The 3,553-nt window shown below is 62.3% G+C and carries 4 protein-coding genes; 3 read left to right on the top strand and 1 reads right to left on the bottom strand.

Annotation, left to right across the window (positions count from 1 at the left end):
- A partial coding sequence (locus VMR39_RS28950; RefSeq protein ID WP_325421765.1) for an efflux RND transporter permease subunit occupies nucleotides 1-969 on the top strand: 969 nt, incomplete at its 5' end.
- Nucleotides 966-1,289, top strand: a complete 324-nt coding sequence (locus VMR39_RS28955) for an ArsR/SmtB family transcription factor (protein ID WP_021246229.1) — start codon at nucleotides 966-968, stop codon at nucleotides 1,287-1,289. The genes VMR39_RS28950 and VMR39_RS28955, both read left to right, overlap by 4 nt.
- A gap of 387 nt (nucleotides 1,290-1,676) precedes the next feature.
- On the opposite strand, the gene VMR39_RS28960 is transcribed toward VMR39_RS28955, so the two are convergent.
- The gene (locus VMR39_RS28960) at nucleotides 1,677-3,011 is read right to left on the bottom strand and encodes an IS5 family transposase (RefSeq protein ID WP_069707542.1); all 1,335 of its coding nucleotides are present in this window, start codon (nucleotides 3,009-3,011) and stop codon (nucleotides 1,677-1,679) included.
- Nucleotides 3,012-3,297: 286 nt separating this feature from the next.
- Between VMR39_RS28960 and VMR39_RS28965 the strand changes: the two genes are divergently transcribed.
- Nucleotides 3,298-3,486, top strand: coding sequence for a hypothetical protein (locus VMR39_RS28965; protein WP_325421770.1), 189 nt, complete (start codon nucleotides 3,298-3,300; stop codon nucleotides 3,484-3,486).
- Nucleotides 3,487-3,553 lie beyond the last annotated feature (67 nt).

The following is a 3,553-nucleotide window of genomic DNA, read 5'->3' on the forward strand; positions in this document are numbered from 1 at the left end:
AAGGAGCCGGCGCGGGCCTCGGCGCTGTTGTCCGGGCTGGTCGACGTGATCGACGCCTCGTCGGCCAGCATTGCCGAAGCCTTTGCGCGCACCAACGGCCGCATCCGCACCGTCTCCGCCACGTCTTACATGCTGAAGGACCGGAGCTGGACGCAGGCCCTGTCGAGTACGCCGGTTGCACAGACGCCGGGCGGTCAGCTTATCGACCTCGGCGCCGTGGTCGAAGCCCGCACCGAGGCGGGCAGTCCCGCGATCTTCCGCCGCGACGGCCGCTATGCCGACATGGTCACGGCAGAACTGGCCGGAGCCTATGAAGCGCCGATCTACGGCATGATCGAAGTGAACCGCGCGGTCGATGCCTATGACTGGGCGGCGAAGGGCCTGCGGAAGCCGGAGATACGTCTCAATGGTCAGCCCGGGGACGAAAGCGTGCCGTCCCTGCTCTGGGACGGCGAATGGGAAATCACCTGGGTTACGTTCCGTGACATGGGCGGCGCCTTCATGGTCGCGCTGCTGGCCATCTACATCATCGTCGTCGCGCAGTTCAAAAGCTTCCGTCTGCCGCTCGTGATCCTGACACCCGTGCCGCTCACCCTGGTCGGGATCGTCATCGGCCACATGCTGTTCCGCGCGCCGTTCACGGCGACCTCGATGATCGGGTTCATCGCGCTTGCCGGCATCATCGTGCGCAACTCGATCCTGCTGGTCGACTTTATCCGCCATTCGGCCACGCCGGACAAATCGCTGCGCGACGTGCTGCTGGAAGCCGGCACGATCCGGTTCAAGCCGATCGTCCTCACGGCCGCCGCGGCGATGATTGGCGCGGCCGTGATCCTGACCGATCCGATCTTTCAGGGATTGGCGATCTCGCTGCTGTTCGGCCTTGCGTCCTCGACGCTGCTGACCGTGCTGGTTATTCCGGCCATTTACATCGTGCTTCGAGATGATGGGAAACCCGCGACCAGATGATGCCCCTTGATACGCCCCTTGCGCAACTCGCCCAGCACGCCGCCCATGCGGCGAGTGTGCTGAAGCTGCTCGCCAATGAACAGCGCCTGCTGATCTTGTGCCGGCTGACCCAGGGCGAGTTCTCCGTGAACGCGATGGTGGAACTGTGCGGGCAATCCCAGTCCAGCGTATCGCAACATCTTGGCAAGCTGCGTGAAGGCGGGCTGGTCAAGACTCGGCGCGAGGCGACGACGATCTATTACAGTCTGGCCGATGATGGCGTTCGCCAGTTGATCGACATGCTCTGCGATCGCTTCGGACCCGGCGCTGGACAATCCTGAGACATCCGGTCCAACGAGAATGACGCAGGATAGGCAGGCCCGTTCCGAGATACTGGCCGAGACCGCTTCGACATAGATTTTGAGAAGTGTTCAGGCACCGGGAGCGGGAAGGTGGTTTTCGGGCGTTGGTGGCCGCTTTGTCTCGACAGCGAAGTTTTGAGGGGAAGAGGCTGTGAAGATCGCGACAGCAATCGGGGCCGCGCTGGCGGCGACATTTGGGGCTTCTGGGCCTTCATGGTCACAGGATGAGGACGCAATTTCCGTGTCGACGGGAAGCGAGGCATGGGAGGAAAGCTAGTCGGCCGTGAACAATGCGATGTTCGTTTCGGCGACGGGTAGATTGCGTCCGATGTGCCGTGAGGGGTTTATCGAACTGGTAGGCTGCTTTCAGGCAGCGGCCATTTTGGGCAGGACTGGGGATAGCCAGGCGGCGATGAGGGCGCGCAAAAGCGCAGTCAGCCATGCGACGAGCAACCTGAGATTGTGCCCCGCGGCGACCAGGATGGCGTTGATGGCATCGCCGGTGGCACCGGCGAGGTGATTGCGCTCGAGCAGGCCATCGGACTTGGTGTGACCGATGATCGGTTCGATGGCATTTCGTCGCCTGAGCTCGCGCTTGATCGTGGGTGAGGTGATCCCGCGGGTGTGGGCGATATAGACCCTGGCCTGCCCGCCATGCTTGTGCCCCTTGTAGCCGCGATCGACATAAGCCCGCTCAACGGTGACGCCGGTCAGGCGCTCGACTTGCTCGATCTGCCCGGACAGGGTGTGGCCATCATAGGGGTTGCCGGGCAACGCCTGCATGCCGACGATGAACTGGCCGCCGGCGGTGCGGGCGTTTGTCACCGCGATCGAGGTCTTTACCCCGAACTCGTAGCGGGTCCGCGCCTTGCCCTTGGCGATGCATTCCACCTCGGGCGCGTGCAGGGCATAAAGCTTGTCCGTGCTGCCAGCCTTCTGGGTGAGGATCTTCGCCACCCGCTCGCGGACGACGGCAAAGGCGGCCTCGAGTTCCTCATTTCCGGCGATCTTGCGGCCGATGTCGCGGTCGAGCCGGCCCAGCCAGGTGCGAAGTTTGCGCACCCAACGCATCGCCTGCTTGTGACCGCGCCCGTGGATCAGCCGGGAGACATCGCGCCGAGCCTGGCGGCCCACCCGCAGGAATGACTGGCGCAGCTTGATACCGTGCTTGCGGGCAATCCGGTTCAGCCACTCGATGCCGCGTAGCAGCAGGTGGCTGTCGGTGGGATGGGCAATCGCCTTGGTCTGTACAGTCGTGTCCACCGTCACCCGCTCGCAGGCCTGCGGCGGCATTGCCCTTGTTTCCATCGCCACGCGCAGCGTCTCGGCGAGCAGAAGTTCCAGCTTGTCGGCCCCGATCCGGTTCCGCCAGCGCGTCATCGACGAGCGATCCAGTGGCAGCTTGTGGCGGAAGTACTGCTCACCGCAAAAGAATTGGTGGTACGGGTTCTCGACCCAGCGGGCGCAGACGGCTTCGTCCGACAGGCCCTCCATGTGCTTGAGCAGGTGCAGGCCTGCCATTAGCCGCGTCGACAGCCCAGGGCGGCCTTTCTCATGGTAGAACCGTCCATAGGCCGCATCGAACCGTGACCAGTCGATCAGCCCCGCCAATTTCACCAGCGCGTGTTCCATGTCGACCATGTTGTCGAGCTGACTGCGGAACAACTCGTCACTGCGCTGCGCGGGCTTCTTCGGAGGCATCGGCAAAACCTCTTCGTTTCGTCCAACTCAATGAATCACGACCCGACTTGCGAGGAAAGCCCCTACGTGCACGGGCGCGCGTAATCGCAAGCTTTTCGCCCGATTTCCCCAAAACCTTGCAAATTCGATTACTTCATATCCACCAAAACCCACGCCTCCCTGCGGGCTTCAGCGCTTTTCACAGACGACAAGCTATAGCGTCAAAATCTCCCAAGAGTTTCGGTGCAGATCGGCCAGCGCGGTATTTGATGCGGAGATTTCCCGCGATGGTGTCAGGAGCCTTGCCTTGGCCGTTAACGGCAAGAAGGTTACGGCGAACGATGTTGCTAAGATCGTTGCAGATGTGAACAGACAGGGAGGATTCTCCTATGTCGGCTTTGTCTGCACGCCCGACTTTTACGCATTTACGTTCTACCCCAACGATCAGGGGCACGGACAACCCTACATTTATCAAGGTCGCGTGCGGAGCAATTAAGGGCCATTATCTTGTCACTGGCGCGGTAGCACCGGTTCCCACTCGGACGGTGCCGTGCGCCAGCCCC

The organism is Sphingobium sp. (assembly GCF_035511395.1).
GTDB lineage: Bacteria > Pseudomonadota > Alphaproteobacteria > Sphingomonadales > Sphingomonadaceae > Sphingobium.

What these genes read in the sequence shown, in the direction of transcription:
- VMR39_RS28955 (WP_021246229.1), top strand. Translation starts at nt 966, where the DNA reads ATGATGCCCCTTGATACGCCCCTTGCGCAACTCGCCCAGCACGCCGCC.
- VMR39_RS28960 (WP_069707542.1), bottom strand. Translation starts at nt 3,011, where the DNA reads ATGCCTCCGAAGAAGCCCGCGCAGCGCAGTGACGAGTTGTTCCGCAGT.